We start from the raw sequence: 17,689 nt of genomic DNA, 5'->3' as shown, positions 1-17,689 counted from the left end.
CCAAGGAGACAGCAATGAAGCTCATCTATACTGCTTCCCAGGTACGCGAAGCAGAAAAGCCCTACATTGAAGCCGCCGACTATGACGGCTACCTCATGCAACGCGCCGCAGACGCCGTCGCAGCCGAAGCGCAGGAGCTGCTCCACGGTAAAGACAAAGCAAAAATCCTGCTACTCATCGGTCCGGGCAACAACGGTGCAGACACCATCTACGCCGGCGCCCGCCTCAGCGCCAAGGGGCACCGCGTTGATGCAGTCATTTTCGACTCCAGCGAAAAGAACCTCGAACTCATCGCCCGCGAAGGCGGCGAAGGCACCCGCGTGCTCGACCCCGAACACGCCCTTGAACAGCTTGCAGGCTACGACCTGACCATCGATGGCATCCTAGGTACCGGCTCCAGCGGTGCCGTACGCGGTAACGCCGGCGAATACCTGGGAGTCCTCCGCGCCGCGCAGCTCGACGGTAAGCTCAGCGCAGTCCTCGCCGTTGATACCCCCTCCGGGGTCGATAACAACCGCGGAACCGTGCACGAACCATCCTTACGCGCCGACCGCACCGTCACCTTCATCGGTCACAAGCTACCGGCAGGCACCAGCCATAGCGTCCACTCCGGAGATATTAAACTCTACGACCTGGGTGTGCCCGAAGCCCTCGACGCCCACAAGCCCGCCCTGCGCGTTCTCGACCGCGAAGACTACCGCGAACTCATTGAAATCCCCGACGAGCACTCCCACAAGTACACCCGTGGCGTACTCGGCATGCTCACCGGAAGCCTCGAATACCCCGGTGCAGCCCTCATGAGTGTGCGTGCTGCCCTCAACACCGGCGTTGGTATGGTTCGCTTCGGCGCCAACTCCCACGAGCTCCGCCAGCTCATGATCGCTCACAACCCCGAAACCGTCTACTTCAGCGGCGCACCTGCCCTGCAGAGAGTTACCGTGTGGGCCGGCGGCTCTGGCTCCAGCTACGACTCGCTGGACAAGAACCGCTACCTGCTCCACTCACCCGAACCCGCAATCCTCGATGCTGGTGCCTGCGACCTGGCGGCAGAATACATGGCAACCGGTAAGCACCTCGGATCCCACAAGATCCTCACCCCGCACGCGGCAGAGCTCGAACGATTCCTGCGCATCGTGCACGAGCTCGCGCCCGAAACCTGGAAGAAGCACCTGGGTGACGCCATCGTACCTAGCCGCAAGGACATTGACGCAGAGCCCTTCCGCTGGGTGCGTGCCGCCTCCGAACTCTCCGGCGCCACCGTCATGCTCAAGGGCGGTTACACGCTCATTGCGGCACCCAACGGCGCCACCTACAGCGTTGCCGGAGGAAGCCCCTGGCTCGCCACCGCAGGCAGCGGAGACACCCTCACCGGCATCTATGGCGCGCTGCTTGCCCAGACCGTAGCCGCCTTTGAAGCCCGAGGAGAAATCTTGGAAGACTGCACCTACGCCTCCATCGGTGCGCTCGCAGTCTACCTGCACGGTGAAGCCGCACGTGCCAGTGCCACCGGAAGTGTCAAGGACGCGCTGTTGGGCCCCGCCCCGGCAACCCGCGTTGCGAAGATGCTCCCCGAAGTTATTGCGCGACTCATTGCCGAATAGGGCAGAGATACCCAGCGTGCCTTCACCCTAATGCCTTCAAGAGGCCCTGGAGCGTCTATAAGAGAACTAAACAGAATGCCACACAGAAGGGGCGTGAATCCACCGGAAATGGATTCACGCCCCTTCTGTGGGTTTATATCAATGGATGATGCCAAGCTGCCTGTGCCGGAACAGTGTCTTCAAAAACAGCATACATTCCAGTGGGAGACCCCCCAACTCTTCTTAGTACGCGCCTTCCTTAGCGAAAACCGCACGGACAGTACGCAGAAGAATAATGAGGTCACCGGTAAGCGACCAGTTCTCAACATAGTAAAGATCCAGACGAACCGATTCTTCCCAAGAAAGGTCACTACGGCCCGAAACCTGCCACAGACCGGTAATACCGGGCTTCACCAGCAAGCGGCGGTACGCAATATCCTCGTACTGCTCAACTTCCTCAACCAGCGGAGGACGCGGACCCACCAGCGACATATCGCCAATGAACACGTTCCACAGCTGAGGCAACTCATCAATCGAGTACTTACGGATGAACTTGCCAATGGGGGTAATACGCGGGTCGTCCTTCATCTTGAAGAGCACGCCATTACCCTCGTTCTGCTCCATGAGGCGCTTCTTAACCTCTTCGGCATCAGTACGCATCGAACGGAACTTCACCATCTTGAACATTTCACCGTTCAGACCCACGCGGTTCTGCAGGAAGAAGACCGGACCGCCATCACGCTTGACCAGCAGCGCCACCACCAGGAACAGCGGAGACAGCAGAATCAAACCCAGACCCGAAGACACAACATCCACAGTGCGCTTGAAGAACGCAGACAGACCGGTAATACGCGGCGTGGACACGTGCACCAGCGGCAGACCATTCAGCGGCTGCATGTGCATACGCGGACCAGCAATATCGGTCGTCGCAGGAGCCATAATCAGCGAAATATGCGCGTCAGCAAGCTTCCAACCCAGCAGGCGAACCTGATCCGGGCTCAAGTGGTGACCATCCGTAACAGCGACCATATGGATGTCGTTCTCGCGGATAGCTTCCATAATGTCAGCCGGAGAAGTGCTGTAACCAAGCACCGGAATCGGTGCGCCAGCAACAGTGGTACCCGGGGTGAAACCGGGCAGATAGAACGCAGCGGGGGACAGGCCGGAAGCAACCACACCCTCCAGGTTCTTGTACAGGTGCTGACCGGTCGTCACATCAGAAATAATCATGACGCGAGTCAACGCACGACCGCGAGAACGCGAACGCACCAGACCCTGACGAATCAGCCAACGCTCAACGAGCAGAAGGAACAGACCCAGCGGGTATGCAATCAGTAGGTACATGCGGGTGACGTCAATCTTGAGGAAGAACGCCACAATAATCAGCAGACAGAAAAAGTAAGTAGCGCCGCGAGTAATGAGACGGTACTCCTCGTTGCCGAACCCCATGATGCGCAGGCTGCGGGAGCCGTTCACCTGGAGGATAAACCACCAGCCGACGACCATACCAACGCCCAGGAAGATGTAATCAATAGCGGGAATACGGCCATCCAGGGCGTTAATAGGCCAAACGTTCACATAGGGCAGGTCAGCATTCTCCCACCCGAAACGAATTAGATGCGCAGCGATAACCGCAATAGCAATGGCGAGAAAATCGCCAAAGTAAAGGGCTCGCTGAACCTTGGGATGCCAGCTTCGCCTGACGACGAAGTCTGAACCCCACATTTTTTTAAGACGATCTTGTACTTTCAACGGTGTAATCTTCCCCGGAAATTTGTCCTGTGTCGTGGACTGAGAGCGGCGAATAGGCACATTTACCCCTAATTATCGGTGAATAGGGAATCGTATCCTAGTCAGTGTTCTGAATGAATGAGTGAACCAGTAATCTTGCTGAGTGAATAGTGGCAGAAACTACGGTAAAGGCGCTGGTAAGGCGCCTAGTGGAACGCTATATGAAGCTAAAGAGCGCATAAACGTGTTCCGTAAACTATTCTACGGGGTCGGGGGTCTTGTGGCGCGAAGAATGAAGGCACAAAGCCTCTTGGGTGTGATGAAATCAATCACAGACAAAGAAGGAAAAAAGGGCCTTCGGGAAGAATACCTAGTGGAGCTAAGAAACCCCAAAACCAGCAGTATGTTTCACGCACTTGCAGGAAAACAATAACCGACAGATAAAAGACAAACCCCAAAGACCCCACACCCTAAACGCAGGGTGCACAAGAGACGTTAAGGACGCTCAAGCCCCGCACGATCCAAAATGAAATCAATCATCGGCTCATAACGACGCGGCGGAACGTTATCGTCCATCGGCACGCACACCGGCAGATTCCCCTGCTCAGCCGCCACAAACAAACCCGGATCATTACAATCCGCAATACCAATCGTCAACAACTTACAGGTCGAAGAAGCATAACCAGCCATGCCGTGATCCGAAACTACCAGATCCGGAGTCACACCGCGAGCCTTCAACTGATCCAGCGCGATGCGCATCGGGCCAGGGAAATGCGTATGCTGCAGATTGCCGTACTGCTCAAACATCACGACATTCATAATCTGGCGGACATCGCCATCCAGGAAGCGCTCGCCCTCCTCAATCTGAAGAACCTCAGCGCCGGCAGCCTTTGCCGCCGCTGCCATCACCGCATACATGGGGAACAGACCCGCTGGGTGACCGGTCGCAAACAGAATACGAGAACCCGCACGCACCGCATCGCCAAAGATGCGGGCGTACTCCTCCAGCGCGCTGATGCACTGCTCGGCACCAATAGTGTCCTGACCGTGAGTATGCGAACGATCCGGGTTCAGGCCCGCGCGGCGGACCATCACCTCAAACACCGAATCATAATCCCACTCGCGGTTCCACTGCACACCAAACTCAAGGTGCTCATTACCATCCAGGAAACCCTGAATATGGTCCAGGTTATTCTCTCGGGCGGTCGCCACCTCACCGGTAATACGCACCGAATCCAGGTACGCGGCGAACTCATCGCGGCTCATGGAGAAAGACATTAAAACTCCTCACAACGTGAAAAATACATTACTGCGAGATACCCTGACGTACCTCGGCATAAGCTTTAAGGGTTCGGCGCGCCGTCTGATCCCAACCCATCGTACGGGCACGCGCCGCGGCGTTCGCACCCAACGAATGACGCAGATACGGGGCACGCACCAGACGCTCAATAGCCGCAGCCCAACGCTGCGGAGTACGAGGCGCCACCAGCAGACCCGTACGGTGGTTCTCCACCGCATAGCGCAGACCGTCAGCATCCGTAGCGAGCACCGCCGCGCCGCATGCCTGCGCCTCCAGCGCCACCAAACCGAACGTCTCAGATGACGACGGGGACGCCACAATATCGGCGGCACGGAAAATATTCGCCAACTCAGACGCCGGAACTGGGTCCTTCAAATGCACCCGATCTACGACACCCAGCTCAGCTGCACGTTGCAACAGGCGGCGCTCATAATCCGAACCGGAACGACCAATAATATCCACGTCTACCTCCAAATCATCGGGGAGCAACGCGAGCGCCTCCACCAGCAGATGCGGGCCCTTCAACGCCTGAGGCCTACCGGCAAAAATAATGCGGGAACGAGTCTCAGAGGTGTCATTGAGCGGATGCACGCCAGGAATCGTATGGAAAATCGAGGTATCAACACCCGGTGGGATAATGGCCAGCTTCTGCGCCTCCGTACCGTAGTACTCGCCCATCTGCTGTGCCTCCAGGGGAGTATTCACAATCACCCGGCTGGCGGAGCTACTCATCAGGCGCTCGGCGGTATAACGTTCCTCAGGCTCGGGTGCTTCACCTTCGCCGCGGCGCGTATCCTTAGCGGCAGCCGTCGTATGCGGAGTAAAAAGAACAGGAATCGGGAATCCAACGCCCTGAGCCGACCACAGCTGGGATGCACGAGCCGCAGCCTGACCCGACAGCCAATAGTGGGCGTGAATAATATCCGGGGTGTACAGTGCCTGCTCCACACATGCCTGCGCAAAATCATCGGTGACCGCAACCAACTCGTTCTTCGAAAGACCACGGGCGGATGGAAGATCAAGGCTGTGGTGCACAATGCGTTCGCTGGGCTGAGGAGGCTGATGGAACAGCGAATCAGCCAGAAGCGCCTCACCGCGGTCCAGCGTGAAAACCTCAATCCGCAACTCGGGATTCAGCTCCAGCATGGCATGTACCGACCGGGCAATATAGACGTTCATGCCGCCTGCATCTCCGCTACCGGGCTGCGCAAAAGGGTCGGTGTGCATGGAATACACGTGAACCGTCCGAACCGGCGGCAGAGTGCTCATCGATGCTTTCCTCTCTCAAAGGTGTACCTGACCTAGTGTAGCGCGATAGGACTTTCGCACACCGGGAGGTCTAGAATTTAGTACAAGAGAGGCTGCCCAAGTACAGCCTGTAGTACCCGCCCGTCAGAAGGACCGTGAAGGACCGTGACTCACCCTCAGCAGCCTGCCGAACCGATCTACTGCCCGCCCTGCACCCCGGTAGAGGTAGAGCGAAGCGCCACGATTGACCTTGATGCGCTAGAACATAATGTGCGCCGTCTCAAGGAACTTATTGGCGACCGCGTGCTCATTGCAGTGATTAAAGCGGATGCGTACGGTCACGGCGCGTACCCGGTGGCACGTTCGGCTATTGTCGCCGGTGCTGACCTGCTGGGTGTGGTGCACGTGAACGAGGCGCTGGAACTGCGTGCTGACGGTATTGATGCGCCGCTCATGGCGTGGCTACACACCCCCTCCACCGATTTTGAGGCTGCACTGCAGGAGAAAATCCGCCTGGGTGTTTCTGGTTGGGACCTGGAGGCGGTAGCCGCCGCCGCTGAACGCGCCGGCGAGCGCGCTATCGTGCATCTGAAGGCTGATACCGGTCTGGGCCGTAACGGTGCCACCGCTTCGGATTGGCCGGCGTTGGTGGCTCGCGCCGCATCCTTGGAGGAGTCTGGGCTGATTGCGGTTGAGGGTATTTTCAGTCACCTGGCGGTTGCGGATGAGCCGACCCGCGCCGAGACTGCACAGCAGCTCGATACCCTGGATGCTTTTGTGGCTCAGGCTCGTGAAGCCGGCCTGGACCCGAAGATTGTGCATCTGGCGAACTCTCCGGCGACCCTGACCGCCTCGCTGGATGGTTGGGATACGGAGGAGCGTATGCTCGGTGACGGCGTGCGTTGCGGCCTTGCACTGTATGGTCTTTCCCCGCTGCCGGAGGTCACCGCTGAGGAACTAGGCCTAAAGCCCGTCATGACGGTGGGTAGCTATATTGCCGCCGTGAAGGAAGTTCCTGCAGGTCAGGGTGTTTCCTACGGTCTGCGCTACCACACCGGAAAGCCGACCACCCTGGCGCTGGTGCCGCTCGGCTACGCTGACGGCGTGCCGCGTATTGCGGAGAACGCGCCGGTGCGCATCTATCCGGGCGCGCAGAACGTGGAGAACGGCTGCGTGCCTAATAACGCGGAGGGTAAGACCTACCGCGTGGTTGGTCGCATCGCCATGGACCAGATGGTCGTTGACCTGGGCGAACCCGGCCTGAGCGACCCCGAGCTGGGTTACCTTGGTGCTCCCGCAGTCCTCTTCGGTGCCGGTGAGAACCCGCCCGTGGAAGAGTGGGCGGATGCCGCGCAGACTATTAACTATGAAATCGTAACCCGTATTTCACCCCGCGTGGAGCGCCTCTACATCGGTGGCTCCTGGGTTGAAGCTGAACTGAACGAGCTGTGGGGCACCGGTCAGGAGCAGGAGGGCTAATGAGCACTGAGTACATTTCTACCGTCTTCGACCTGGATGTGACCGGCCCCGACCATACCCGCCGCCTGGCGCTCACTCTGGCGCAGCACCTGAATGCCGGGGACGTACTGTTGCTCTCGGGTGAACTTGGCGCGGGTAAGACCACGTTCACCCGCTCCCTGGGTGAAGGGCTGGGCGTGCGCGAAGGCGTTATCTCACCGACCTTCGTGCTCTCGCGCGTGCACCCGAACCTGACGGATGGCCCCCGCCCCGGTGGCCCCGACCTGGTGCATGTGGACGCCTATCGCCTCTCCAGCGCTGAAGAGCTCGACGACCTCGACCTGGAGTTCTCCCTGCCGCGCTCTGTGACCGTCATCGAGTGGGGCCGCGATAAGGCTGAGCACCTGAGCGATTCTCGCCTGGAGCTGGACTTCACCCGACTGACCGGTGCGGATGCACGCTTCGCCTACTCGGGTGCCGAAGAGTTCAGTTGGGACGACGAAGACAAGGACGAAAGTGACGAGGACGCGGATACCCCCGAACCTCGTCTGCTGCGGGTGCGCGCCTTCGGCCCCCGCTGGGAGCATGCTTTCGACGCTCTGAAAGAGGACCTGCAGAGCGCCTAGAGCCCGCGCGTTAGAATGATAGGGTGCTAGTACTTGCCCTTGATTCATCCGCCACCGCATCCGTGGCGCTCGCCCGTGTGCACGGCTCCGAAGCCGGTGCATCCTTCGAAATCCTCGCCCGCTATGAGAGTGAAGATACCCGCTCCCATGCCGAGGTGATGGGGCCCTACGCGCAGGCTGCCCTGCAGGACGCTGGCGTGCGCGGAGAAGAATTGGATGTGATTCTGACCGGTACCGGCCCGGGGCCTTTTACAGGTTTGCGTGCCGGTATCGTTACTGCGCGTACTCTGGGTTTTGCCTGGTCGGTGCCGGTGTACGGCTTGATGAGCTTGACCGCCCTGGCTGAGCATGCTGTATCTGGCGCAGCTACCGGGGAAGCTAGCGCAGTCGCCGGGGAAGAAAACACAGAACGAGCGTTCGCTTCTGCTGATCTTGTCGAAGGTGCTGAACTGCTCGTACTCTCCGACGCGCGCCGCCGCGAAGTCTACTCCGCCCGCTACCGTGTGAACGCCGAAGGTTACAACCTAGTGGGCGGCCCAAACGTATGCCCCGCCTCCGAAATTCTGCCCGGTGGGGATCCCGCCTACGCATACGGTTACGGTGCTGGCCTGTACCCCGAAACTCTCGAAGGGCACGGCTGGGCCATCATCGATTCTGCCCGTCAGGTTCACCCCCACGCCGAGTACCTGGTTGCCGCCGCGGCACGCCTGGGCGTAAAGAACCTGAGTGATGACACCTCCGCCCAGTACCTGCGCGACTCGGACGCGAAGATCCCCGCCGCAATGCTTGCCCGCCAGCAGAAGCAGGGCGCACAAATTGCTGCACAGACTGCCGCGCAGGAGGAGAGCTAAATGAGTGCTACCGAAAATATCGCGCGAGATGACCTGGCACTGAATAACCTGGCTCTGGGTGCCCGTCTGCGCATTGCCGAACTTGCCGACGTGCAGGCCATGCACCGCATGGAAACCATCCTGTTCCCCGTCGACGCCTGGCACATCGACATGTTCCTCGAAGAGCTGACCCACCCGACTCGCACCTACTACATACTTGAATTGCCAACTGAAGGTTCGGAAGATAACGAGGGCAGCTGGCGCGCTGTCGGCTACTGCGGAACCATGGTCGTAGCTGACACCGCCGATGTTCAAACCATCGGTGTGGTTCCCGAGTATGAGGGCCACGGCTACGGTCGCACCATGCTTGAGCAGATGCACGAGCGCGCCCGCGAGCAGGGTGCCGAGCGCATCCTGCTGGAGGTGCGTGCCGACAACCCGCGCGCCCAGCGCCTCTACGAACGCAACGGCTACCGCGCGATTCACGTACGACGCGGCTACTACGATGACGGAACAGACGCCATCATTATGGAATGCACGTTCTAAATAGTCCGTTGGGTTAAACGGCAATCCCCGCAGTAGGGGCATGCTTCCGCCGCCCTCTATATCTCAGCATCTCTGCATCACAGCATCCCTACACCACTGCAACTAGAAGCACTACGCGCAGACAGCGCAACAGAAAGACGAACTATGAGCACTCGCGAACCCCTCGTTCTGGGCATCGAATCCTCCTGTGATGAGACCGGTATCGGCATTGTGCGCGGTGCACAGCTGCTCAGCAACACCATCTCCTCCTCTATGGAGGAGCACGTGCGCTTTGGTGGAGTAATCCCCGAAATCGCCTCCCGCGCTCACCTGGATGCCATGATTCCCGCGCTCAAAGCGGCACTTGCCGAAGCGGACATCACCCTCGATCAGGTGGACGCTATCGCCGTCACCGCGGGCCCCGGACTGGCGGGCGCACTCATGGTGGGTGTCTCCGCGGCCAAGGCGCTCGCTATTGCCACCGGTAAGCCCCTCTACGGCATTAACCACCTGGTCGCCCACGTTGGTGTTGGCCTGCTGGAAGATAACGGTACCGAGGACGGCTCCGACCTGTTGGCGAACGCCGGTTCCGGTGGCCTGGGCGCACTGCTGGTCTCTGGCGGTCACACCGAAATCCTGCAGGTGCGCGACATTACCTCCGATGTGCGTCTGCTCGGCGCGACCCTCGATGATGCCGCAGGCGAGGCCTATGACAAGGTCGCCCGACTGCTCGGCCTGGACTACCCGGGCGGCCCCGCGATTGATCGCGCCGCCGCTGACGGCAACCGCAACGCCTTCGTGTTCCCTCGCGGCCTGTCGAACCGCAAGTTCATGGGCACCGCCGAGGAGCCCGGCGCGCACCGCTACGATTTCTCCTTCTCCGGTCTGAAGACCGCTGTGGCGCGCGTGATAGAAAGTTTTGAAGCAGCCGGTGAAGAGGTTCCGGTTGCCGATATTGCCGCGTCCTTCCAGGAGGCGGTCGTGGACGTCATCACCAAGAAGGCGATGCTTGCCTGCCGCGAGCAGGGCATGAAGACTCTGCTGCTTGGCGGCGGCGTGGCGGCTAACTCGCGCCTGCGTGAGCTGCTTGCCGCTCGATGCGCCTCCGAGGGGGTGCGCCTGATTATTCCGAAGTTCACCCTGTGCACCGATAACGGTGCGATGGTTGCGGCGCTGGGCGCTCGCCTGGTCGCCGCCGGTCGTGAGCCCTCGGGAGTGGAATTCACGACGGATTCCTCGCTGCCGGTGACCACCGTTTGTTTCTAAGCGGTCTGCTTCTAAACGGCAATGCGAGCACGTTGAAGCGGCTCGCCTCGAAAATGCTCATAAAAATGCCTCGGCACAGTCTCCCAAAGGACTGCGCCGAGGCATTTTCTGTATTCAAGCTTTAGTTACGGGGGAGGGTCTAACGCAGTGCTCGCGCGCGGGACTGCGTGGCGACATCTAGCGCCACCTCACGCAGAGAGCCGGTCTTCTCAAAGACTGCACGCTGACGATCCGCGCCCGTACCCTCGGCGAGGATGCGGCGTACCTGAGTTAGCTCTACCTCGCAGTCAAGGTCGCGTGACACCGGCTCCAACTTGGGTAGAAGCAGCTCAAAATCTTCATGCAGAGTACGCTGTGTCGGCTCGTTAGAGACCACGATCTTAGCCTCCAGACCGTAGCGGGCAACGCGCCACTTATTCTCCTGCGCGTGCCAGGGGGCGAGCACCTCAATGCTTTTACCCGCCTCAATACGGCGGGAGAAGTATTCCACCAGGCACTGCGTGAACGCCACGATCGCCGCAACATCCGGCAGGGAAGCGAGGCCATCGCAATAGCGCATCTCAATGGTGCCGTAACGCGGAACCGGGCGAACATCCCAACGGTCTTCGCTCGAATCGGTAATCACGTCAGTTGCCACGAGCGAATCCAGGTAGTCGCTGTACTGCTCCCAAGTATCAAAGTGGAAGGGCAAACCGTTCGTCGGGAGCTGCTGGTAAAGCTGGGTGCGGTGCGAAGCGTAACCGGTATCGACTCCGTCCCAATAGGGGGAAGAACACGAAAGCGCCAGCAGGTGCGGACCGTAGTTGGTCAGCGCGTCAACGAGCGGCAGAACCTTATCGCGAGAGTCAATGCCCACGTGCACGTGCACACCGTAAATGACCATGTGATGGCCCCAATACTGGGCTCGTTCGACCACACGCTGGTAGCGTTCCTTCGCCACGACCGGCTGGTCAGCCCAATGGGAGAAGGGGTGAGTGCCGGCGGGGTAGAACTCAATGCCGAGCTCATCGGTAATTTCACGCAGGGTATCCGTCAAATCCTGCAGCTGACGGCATGCCTCAGCGACGGTGCGGCAGATGCCGGTCACCACCTCGAGGGTGTTTTCCAGGAATTCGCCGGTTACGTGCGCCCGGTCGGAGGCGGGCTTGAGCAGTTCGGGGTGGCGCTCGCGCAGAATGGAAAGCACCTCGCTGGCGCGCTGTGTCAGTTCGCCGCTTTCACGGTCGATGAGCGCAATCTCCCATTCCACGCCGAGAGTGGACTGCGGGGAGGTAGCAAAGTCGATCATATTGCCTTTCCTGCGTCTGGAAATAGGGTCGTGCATGGTGCCGACTGCGGAAGTTATTATCGGTGGGCTCTACCCGGTCGTGCGCTAACTGATGAGAGATCGCTTTCGCGGGGGAGTACCTCTACTAGGCACCGTATCTAGTGTACGGTCTTGCGGTGCCCAGCGCCCTGTCGAGCGCAGAATCCGGAACGGGAAACGTCACGAATCGTTAAGAACGGTAACCCGTCCTCGGGGCTGGGCAGTCAGGGCTGAGCAGCCAGAGTTGAGTAGTCACGGCTGGGCAGTTAGGTTTGGTGAGGTTAGAGCGGGCGCACATGCCAGCCGACGCGTCGTGAATCCCTACCCAAACCGATGCGGGTAAAGACCAGCGTTGCCGGACGGTACGAGGACTCCTGCGCACCCGCCTGTGCATCTGAAGAAGAAATATTGTTCTTTTTCTTTTTCCTCTTGAAAGGCTTAGAACCCGCAGAACCCAGCAGACGCGCACGCAACTGCTCCGGAACAATATCCACGCCACGCTTCTTAATCGTCAGCGCAGTAAAGCCCTGCTCGCGCACCCAACGCTTCAGCTGCTTCTCCTGCAGAGGAATCTCCTCCAGCACCTCGTAGCAAGCAACCAGCGGATGCTCCACCAGCTCGGCAGAATACAGATATGCAAGATGCTCATCCAGCAGATGTGCGCCAATGCTCTGCGCAAACTCAGCGACTAGATGTGAACGCACAACCGCCGGGGCAGGCTCCAATAGGTAATCACCAGGCTGAGGTAGAGACGCCGGAACATCAACGCTCTGCTTCGCCTCTTCCGCCGTCAATGGGCTACGGAAGCTCACCGCCTCATACGCCGGCATCAGGGCACCGGTTTCGGCGGTGCCTTCATGAGGGATAGTCTCTTCCATAGGCAGCTCATGCACTGAGGTGGCCGTGCGAGCCACCCCCTCCTGAGCTAGCGCGTTAAACCAGAGCACCAACTCGGCAAGCGAACCCTCCGACTGAATCCACTCCGCCTCAACGCACGGGTTGGGGTTTGCCTCCGACGCAATATCTTCTGGTGAGGGGATGCCCTCATGCGGAAAACCGGGACCCAACTTCACGCCCATCGGCACGCCCGTACGAGCCAGATTCAGCACGAACGAGAACGGGGGAGAGAACGCCTCCGGATCAAAAAGACGCTCCGTATGAGCCTTCTTCGCACCCCGCAACTCGCGGCGTGCCGGGTCCATCCACACCATGCCCACCGGCTCACCGGCAGCGTCCAGAAGCTCACCGTGCACATAGCCGGTCACATCCCCCGAATACACGCGCGCCTGCGGGCAAAACTCAAGATTCTTCGCCGCAAAAGAAGCCGTCAGCGGGTCCAACTCCACCGCAACCACGGCACCGCGATCTGCCGCATACACGGCAGAATCTGACGCAATACCGCAACCCAAATCAGCCACCGTGCCGGCAACCGGGCGCAGACGCTGGGCGCGATAATGCGCAATCACCGGGCGGGTCGCCTGCTCCGCCGCCTCCTGAGTCAGCATGAGGGTGCGGGCGCGCTCGCCGAATTTGGCGCGTGCACGGGTACGAGCCTGCGCCAGCGAAATAATCTGTGCAGACTCCTCGGGGCTGAAACCTTGCGAACGCAAAGAAGTAACGGTGCTGAGCGTATCCGAGCCCAGCGGGTAGAGCTCATCGGCTGCCGCGAGCGCTTCGGCGCTGAACGGAAGCGTGGCGGCGGGAGTAAAAGGGGATGCGGGAATAGGCATGCTCCTCATTTTACGGGGTGCCGGTTTCGGCAGGTGGGGAGCCTGATTCGCCCAGCTTTTTGCTCAGCGTTCGCCTTGCGGTGAAACACTCCGACAGAGGGGCGCTTTTCTTGACCGAAAGCACAGGTGAAACTAGAGTTGAGGTAGCACTCGAGACAGTTATCGGGCGCGCCACTGCGCCGCTATCTCGCATCAAACGTAAATCCACAACCCGGAGGAACCGATTATGGCTATCAAGCCCCTGGAAGACCGCGTCGTTATCAAGATTGAGCAGGCTGAGCAGACTACCGCATCCGGTCTGGTCATCCCCGAAACTGCGAAGGAAAAGCCGCAGGAAGCACGCGTTGTCGCCGTTGGCCCGGGCCGCGTGGATGAGAAGGGCAACCGCATTCCCGTAGACATCAAGGAAGGCGATGTTGTCGTTTTCTCCCGCTACGGTGGCACCGAGGTCAAGTACCAGGGCGAAGAATACCTGATTCTTTCCGCACGCGACGTTCTGGCAATCGTCGACTAATACTTTCAGATGCTCATGCGCCGTACCGCTCATCCGGTACGGCGCATGAGCTATCATCTGCCCCTCAAAATTTCCTTTTCTGTGACGCACTAGGAGTAGCGAACACATGGCTAAGCAGCTTGAATTCAACGATGCCGCCCGCAAGTCCCTGCAGGCTGGCGTCGATAAGCTGGCAAACGCGGTCAAGGTAACCCTCGGCCCGCGCGGGCGCAACGTTGTGCTCGACAAGCAGTGGGGTGCACCCGTCATCACCAACGACGGCGTGTCCATTGCTCGTGAAATTGAACTGGATGACCCGTACGAGAACCTGGGTGCCCAGCTGGCGAAAGAAGTCGCCACCAAGACCAACGACGTAGCCGGTGACGGCACCACCACCGCAACCGTGCTCGCACAGGCACTGGTCAACGAGGGCCTGCGCAACGTCACCAGCGGCGCGGCACCCGCCGACGTCAAGCGCGGCATTGAGGCTGCCGTGGAGGCGGTCTCCGCACGCCTGCTCGAGAACGCACGCCCTGTGCAGGGCTCGGAGGTGGCTCACGTTGCCGCTATCTCCGCCCAGTCTGAGCAGATTGGTGAGCTGCTGGCTCGCGCCTTCGAGAAGGTCGGCCAGGACGGCGTCATCACCATTGAAGACGGCTCCTCCACCGAAATCGAACTGGACATCACCGAAGGTATGCAGTTCGACAAGGGCTACCTCTCGCCCTCCTTCGTCACCGACGCTGAGCGCGGCGAAGCAGTGCTGGAGAACAGCCTCGTGCTGCTCTACCAGGGCAAGATTTCCACCATCGCAGAAATCATGCCCGTGCTCGAGAAGATTGTTCAGGCCAAGAAGCCGCTGACCATCATCGCAGAAGATGTTGACGGTGAGGCGCTCTCCGCACTGGTCGTGAACAAGCTGCGTGGCACCATCAACGTGGTTGCTCTGAAGGCTCCCGGTTTCGGTGACCGCCGCAAGGCAATCATGCAGGATTTGGCAATTCTGACCGGCGGTACCGTCGTGACCGGTGAGCTGGGCATCGACCTGCCGCAGGTCACCTTGGAGCACCTGGGCTCGGCACGCCGCGTGACCGTCACCAAGTCCCACACCACCATCGTGGATGGCGGCGGCGCCCCTGAGGCAATCGAGGATCGAGTGCAGCAACTACGCCGCGAAATTGAGCGCGTGGATTCCGAATGGGACCGCGAGAAGCTCAAGGAGCGCCTGGCTAAGCTCGCCGGCGGTGTGGGGGTCATCAAGGTTGGTGCCGCAACCGAGGTTGAGGCGAAGGAACGCAAGCACCGTATCGAGGATGCTGTGTCCTCCACCCGTGCCGCTCTGGAAGAGGGCATCGTCTCCGGTGGCGGTTCCGCACTGGTTCACGCGTTGAAGGCACTGGACGGCATGGACCTGGGTAATCACGACGCAAACGTGGGTGTACAGATCGTTCGCCGTGCCCTGGCTCAGCCGCTGCGCTGGATTGCTGAGAACGCTGGCGAAGACGGCTACGTCATCGTCTCCAAGGTCTCCGAGTTGCCCGTGGGTCACGGTTTCAATGCCAAGACCGGCGAGTACGTGGACCTCATCGAAGCTGGCGTGATTGACCCGGTGAAGGTGACCCGTTCGGCTCTGCAGAACGCCTCCTCCATCGCGGCTCTGGTGCTGACCACCGAGACCCTGGTGGTTGAGAAGCCTGAAGAAACTGAAGAAGACTAAATAGTGTGTGTGCCCGGTACCGCCCCCTCCACTATGGAGGCGGTACCGGGCACTCGCTGTCGGTAGGCTCGGGCGCGCTCGCGTTCGAAGGACGCTAGAACCTGCCGACAGCCTCCCGCTGAAGGACGCTTACTATGAGTGCTTCTCAGCAAAGAAATCTTTAGCGGTTTACTATAGAAGGTAAGCTGTTCCCGTTTGCGCTCAAACCACCTTGTGGGGTGCGAGCAGACGGTTCGTACCGCATCTTGACATATGCAACGTATAGGCTGAGCTTCTCACCGATGAAGCCAGCATCCGAAAGGTAGACAATGACCATTCCCACCGCTCTGTCCGAGGATCCCTTCGGCTTCACCGGCCTGACCTACGATGACGTGCTGCTGCTGCCCGGTAACACCGACGTCATCCCCTCCGATGCGGACACCTCTACCCGCCTGTCCAAGCGCATCACCCTGAACACCCCCATTATCTCCGCCGCAATGGACACCGTGACCGACTCCGCTATGGCTATCGCTATGGCACGTCTGGGCGGTATGGGCGTTATCCACCGCAACCTTTCCATCGAGGACCAGGCTGCACATGTGGACCGTGTTAAGCGCTCCGAGTCCGGCATGATCATTAACCCCGTTACCATCGGTGCTGACGCAACCATTGCCGAATACGACGAGGTCTGCGGCTACTACAAGGTCTCCGGTCTGCCCGTCGTTAGCGAAGAGGGCGTGCTGGAAGGTATCATCACCAACCGCGATATCCGCTACATCTCCCGCTCCGACTACGAGGGCATTCGCGTCCGCGATATCATGACCCCCATGCCGCTGGTCACCGCGCACCCCAGCGTCACCAAGGACGAAGCATTTGCGTTGCTGTCCCACAACAAGATTGAGCGTCTGCCTCTGGTCGACAACGCAGGCAAGCTCGCCGGTCTAATTACCCTCAAGGACTTCGTCAAGACTGAGCAGTACCCCAATGCCACCAAGGACGAGGACGGCCGCCTGCGTGCCGGCGCCGCTATCGGATTCTTCGGCGACGGCTACGAGCGCGCAATGACCCTGGTTGAGGCAGGCGTTGACGCACTGTTCGTGGACACCGCAAACGGTCACTCCCAGGGCGTGCTCGACATGATTGCCCGCCTGAAGAAGGACCCCGCCGCAGCACACGTGGACGTCATCGGTGGCCAGGCTGCAACCCGCCTGGGCGCGCAGGCAATCATCGACGCTGGCGCTGACGGTGTGAAGGTTGGCGTTGGCCCCGGCTCCATCTGCACCACCCGCATTATTGCCGGTGTTGGCGTTCCCCAGGTGACCGCTATTAACGAGTCCGCTAAGGCAGCAATCCCGGCGGGTGTGCCGCTGATTGCTGACGGCGGTATGCAGCACTCCGGCGAGATTGGCAAAGCACTGGTTGCCGGCGCTGACTCCGTGATGCTCGGCTCCCTGCTGGCTGGTACCACCGAGTCTCCCGGTGAGCTGATCTTCATGAACGGTAAGCAGTACAAGGCATACCGCGGCATGGGTTCGCTTGGCGCGATGCAGACCCGCGGTCGCCACAAGTCCTTCTCCAAGGACCGCTACTTCCAGGCTGACGTCTCCAGCGAAGAGAAGCTAATTCCCGAGGGTATTGAGGGTCAGGTTCCCTTCCGCGGCCCGCTCTCCGCAGTGATTCACCAGCTCGAAGGTGGCCTGCGTCAGACCATGTTCTACGTTGGTTCCCGCACTATCGAGGAGCTCAAGTACAAGGGTCAGTTCGTGCGCATCACCCCCGCAGGTCTGAAGGAATCGCACCCGCACGACATCATGATGACCGTTGAGGCACCGAACTACCGCCGCTAAAACGCCTCACCAACGATGATTCGCCGCACGGTGTGCACACCATGCGCCGTTGAGCC

Annotated in this window: 14 protein-coding genes; 9 read left to right on the top strand and 5 right to left on the bottom strand. The window is 60.0% G+C overall.

Translation table 11 applies throughout. From position 1 onward, the window contains the following. The first annotated feature begins 14 nt into the window (after positions 1 to 14). Positions 15 to 1,601 carry a bifunctional ADP-dependent NAD(P)H-hydrate dehydratase/NAD(P)H-hydrate epimerase gene (locus tag QFX05_RS04280; protein ID WP_279741237.1) on the top strand — a complete coding sequence of 529 codons (1,587 nt, stop codon included), beginning with the start codon at positions 15 to 17 and terminating at the stop codon, positions 1,599 to 1,601. Positions 1,602 to 1,823: 222 nt separating this feature from the next. Here QFX05_RS04280 and QFX05_RS04275 read toward each other — a convergent pair whose 3' ends face one another. The 3 genes from QFX05_RS04275 to QFX05_RS04265 form a co-directional block, all read right to left on the bottom strand. Continuing rightward, the gene (locus QFX05_RS04275; protein WP_279741236.1) at positions 1,824 to 3,305 is read right to left on the bottom strand and encodes a sugar transferase; all 1,482 of its coding nucleotides are present in this window, start codon (positions 3,303 to 3,305) and stop codon (positions 1,824 to 1,826) included. A 501-nt stretch (positions 3,306 to 3,806) separates the two neighbouring features. Continuing rightward, the gene (locus tag QFX05_RS04270) at positions 3,807 to 4,589 is read right to left on the bottom strand and encodes a phosphatase (protein WP_279741235.1); all 783 of its coding nucleotides are present in this window, start codon (positions 4,587 to 4,589) and stop codon (positions 3,807 to 3,809) included. 28 nt (positions 4,590 to 4,617) lie between these two features. After that, the gene (locus tag QFX05_RS04265; protein ID WP_279741234.1) at positions 4,618 to 5,880 is read right to left on the bottom strand and encodes a glycosyltransferase; all 1,263 of its coding nucleotides are present in this window, start codon (positions 5,878 to 5,880) and stop codon (positions 4,618 to 4,620) included. A 144-nt stretch (positions 5,881 to 6,024) separates the two neighbouring features. On the opposite strand from QFX05_RS04265, the gene alr reads away from it, so the two are divergent. From alr to tsaD, 5 genes are all read left to right on the top strand, one after another. Then, the gene (gene alr, locus QFX05_RS04260; protein ID WP_279741233.1) at positions 6,025 to 7,338 is read left to right on the top strand and encodes an alanine racemase; all 1,314 of its coding nucleotides are present in this window, start codon (positions 6,025 to 6,027) and stop codon (positions 7,336 to 7,338) included. Further along, positions 7,338 to 7,943, top strand: a complete 606-nt coding sequence (tsaE, locus tag QFX05_RS04255) for a tRNA (adenosine(37)-N6)-threonylcarbamoyltransferase complex ATPase subunit type 1 TsaE (protein ID WP_279741232.1) — start codon at positions 7,338 to 7,340, stop codon at positions 7,941 to 7,943. The genes alr and tsaE overlap by 1 nt, the downstream gene beginning before the upstream one ends. A gap of 23 nt (positions 7,944 to 7,966) precedes the next feature. Next, the gene (tsaB, locus tag QFX05_RS04250) at positions 7,967 to 8,794 is read left to right on the top strand and encodes a tRNA (adenosine(37)-N6)-threonylcarbamoyltransferase complex dimerization subunit type 1 TsaB (RefSeq protein ID WP_279741231.1); all 828 of its coding nucleotides are present in this window, start codon (positions 7,967 to 7,969) and stop codon (positions 8,792 to 8,794) included. Continuing rightward, positions 8,795 to 9,319 carry a ribosomal protein S18-alanine N-acetyltransferase gene (gene rimI, locus QFX05_RS04245; RefSeq protein WP_279741229.1) on the top strand — a complete coding sequence of 175 codons (525 nt, stop codon included), beginning with the start codon at positions 8,795 to 8,797 and terminating at the stop codon, positions 9,317 to 9,319. It begins immediately after the preceding gene. A gap of 144 nt (positions 9,320 to 9,463) precedes the next feature. Next, positions 9,464 to 10,564: a tRNA (adenosine(37)-N6)-threonylcarbamoyltransferase complex transferase subunit TsaD gene (gene tsaD / locus QFX05_RS04240; RefSeq protein ID WP_279741227.1), complete on the top strand. Its 1,101-nt coding sequence runs from the start codon at positions 9,464 to 9,466 to the stop codon at positions 10,562 to 10,564. Positions 10,565 to 10,703: 139 nt separating this feature from the next. Here tsaD and QFX05_RS04235 read toward each other — a convergent pair whose 3' ends face one another. Together QFX05_RS04235 and QFX05_RS04230 are read right to left on the bottom strand one after the other, a co-directional pair. Then, positions 10,704 to 11,852, bottom strand: a complete 1,149-nt coding sequence (locus QFX05_RS04235) for a glutamate--cysteine ligase (protein WP_279741225.1) — start codon at positions 11,850 to 11,852, stop codon at positions 10,704 to 10,706. A 299-nt stretch (positions 11,853 to 12,151) separates the two neighbouring features. After that, on the bottom strand, positions 12,152 to 13,600 hold the full coding sequence (locus QFX05_RS04230; protein ID WP_279741223.1) for a class I SAM-dependent methyltransferase: 1,449 nt from the start codon (positions 13,598 to 13,600) through the stop codon (positions 12,152 to 12,154). A 226-nt stretch (positions 13,601 to 13,826) separates the two neighbouring features. On the opposite strand from QFX05_RS04230, the gene groES reads away from it, so the two are divergent. The 3 genes from groES (at position 13,827) to guaB (ending at position 17,633) form a co-directional block, all read left to right on the top strand. Further along, on the top strand, positions 13,827 to 14,114 hold the full coding sequence (gene groES / locus QFX05_RS04225; RefSeq protein WP_005505066.1) for a co-chaperone GroES: 288 nt from the start codon (positions 13,827 to 13,829) through the stop codon (positions 14,112 to 14,114). A 106-nt stretch (positions 14,115 to 14,220) separates the two neighbouring features. Further along, the gene (gene groL, locus QFX05_RS04220) at positions 14,221 to 15,807 is read left to right on the top strand and encodes a chaperonin GroEL (protein WP_279741221.1); all 1,587 of its coding nucleotides are present in this window, start codon (positions 14,221 to 14,223) and stop codon (positions 15,805 to 15,807) included. A 308-nt stretch (positions 15,808 to 16,115) separates the two neighbouring features. After that, positions 16,116 to 17,633, top strand: a complete 1,518-nt coding sequence (guaB, locus tag QFX05_RS04215; RefSeq protein WP_279741219.1) for an IMP dehydrogenase — start codon at positions 16,116 to 16,118, stop codon at positions 17,631 to 17,633. The last annotated feature ends 56 nt before the right edge of the window (positions 17,634 to 17,689 follow it).

The sequence above is a fragment of the Rothia similimucilaginosa genome (assembly GCF_029850875.1).
Lineage (GTDB): Bacteria > Actinomycetota > Actinomycetes > Actinomycetales > Micrococcaceae > Rothia.
The sequence above is the reverse complement of the archived record's forward strand: the minus strand, read 5'-3'. Positions and strand labels throughout refer to the sequence as shown.

Bases quoted from the DNA above. Each gene is read 5' to 3' on its own strand.
- QFX05_RS04280 (WP_279741237.1), top strand. From the start codon at position 15: ATGAAGCTCATCTATACTGCTTCCCAGGTACGCGAAGCAGAAAAGCCC.
- QFX05_RS04275 (WP_279741236.1), bottom strand. From the start codon at position 3,305: ATGTGGGGTTCAGACTTCGTCGTCAGGCGAAGCTGGCATCCCAAGGTT.
- QFX05_RS04270 (WP_279741235.1), bottom strand. From the start codon at position 4,589: ATGTCTTTCTCCATGAGCCGCGATGAGTTCGCCGCGTACCTGGATTCG.
- QFX05_RS04265 (WP_279741234.1), bottom strand. From the start codon at position 5,880: ATGAGCACTCTGCCGCCGGTTCGGACGGTTCACGTGTATTCCATGCAC.
- tsaE (WP_279741232.1), top strand. From the start codon at position 7,338: ATGAGCACTGAGTACATTTCTACCGTCTTCGACCTGGATGTGACCGGC.
- rimI (WP_279741229.1), top strand. From the start codon at position 8,795: ATGAGTGCTACCGAAAATATCGCGCGAGATGACCTGGCACTGAATAAC.
- tsaD (WP_279741227.1), top strand. From the start codon at position 9,464: ATGAGCACTCGCGAACCCCTCGTTCTGGGCATCGAATCCTCCTGTGAT.
- QFX05_RS04235 (WP_279741225.1), bottom strand. From the start codon at position 11,852: ATGATCGACTTTGCTACCTCCCCGCAGTCCACTCTCGGCGTGGAATGG.
- QFX05_RS04230 (WP_279741223.1), bottom strand. From the start codon at position 13,600: ATGCCTATTCCCGCATCCCCTTTTACTCCCGCCGCCACGCTTCCGTTC.
- groES (WP_005505066.1), top strand. From the start codon at position 13,827: ATGGCTATCAAGCCCCTGGAAGACCGCGTCGTTATCAAGATTGAGCAG.
- groL (WP_279741221.1), top strand. From the start codon at position 14,221: ATGGCTAAGCAGCTTGAATTCAACGATGCCGCCCGCAAGTCCCTGCAG.
- guaB (WP_279741219.1), top strand. From the start codon at position 16,116: ATGACCATTCCCACCGCTCTGTCCGAGGATCCCTTCGGCTTCACCGGC.